Source organism: Corynebacterium sp. HMSC06C06 (assembly GCF_001807295.1).
GTDB lineage: Bacteria > Actinomycetota > Actinomycetes > Mycobacteriales > Mycobacteriaceae > Corynebacterium > Corynebacterium striatum.
The window spans coordinates 1-748 of sequence record NZ_KV788450.1; the positions used below are offsets into that span (position 1 = coordinate 1).

General features: G+C 60.0%; 1 protein-coding gene. It reads left to right on the forward strand.

Annotation, left to right across the window (positions count from 1 at the left end; genetic code table 11):
* Positions 1-301: 301 nt before the first annotated feature.
* On the forward strand, positions 302-748 hold a 447-nt coding region (locus HMPREF3153_RS00240), incomplete at its 3' end, for an IS110 family transposase (protein ID WP_141740881.1).

Genomic DNA, 748 nt, shown 5'->3' on the forward strand with positions numbered 1-748 from the left:
CCACACACAAACAACTTGACGCTGATAATGGGAATACAGGATCGGAACCACGTGGAATGACCCACTTCTTGACTGGCCATGATCTCCTCATGTGCCTTCAGCGTGATCTGTCTTCCATGTTAGTTCCGCCCCTGTACCGCAATCCGGTGAATCCGCCCATGACCTTATAGGAGCGTGACGTCTCCACCGTGACCACCCCGGCAGGTGTCTAGTGTAGTCGTCCCATCAGCGTCTTGTCTGCCCGGAAACCCCGGATCGCGGGTCACCCGCACGTTTGCTCACAGACAGGACCTGATCCCCAATGCCTACCACTTTCGACTGCCCCACCGGCCCCGTCGCCGGAATCGACACCCACACCGATACCCACACTGTTGCCGTCATTTCGGACACCGGCCGGCACATCGCCACCGACACCTTCCCCGCCACCAACCCTGGCTACGTGGCGATTTCAGAGTTCATGGCAACCTACGGTGTCACCACCGTCGGCGTGGAAGGAACCAGCTCCTATGGAGCAGGCCTGACACGCCACCTTCGCACCCAGAAATACTCAGTCGTAGAAGTCTTACGCCCTACCCGGGCCGTTCGACGCCGGGACGGCAAATCAGACCCCGTTGATGCTGTCGCTGCCGCCCGCCAGGTGCTCACCGGGGAAGCCTTAAGCATCCCGAAAGACACTTCCGGGCCAGTGGAATCCCTCCGTGGGTTGCAGATCACCCGCCGTCAGCTCGTGATGACAGCAGCGAAACTG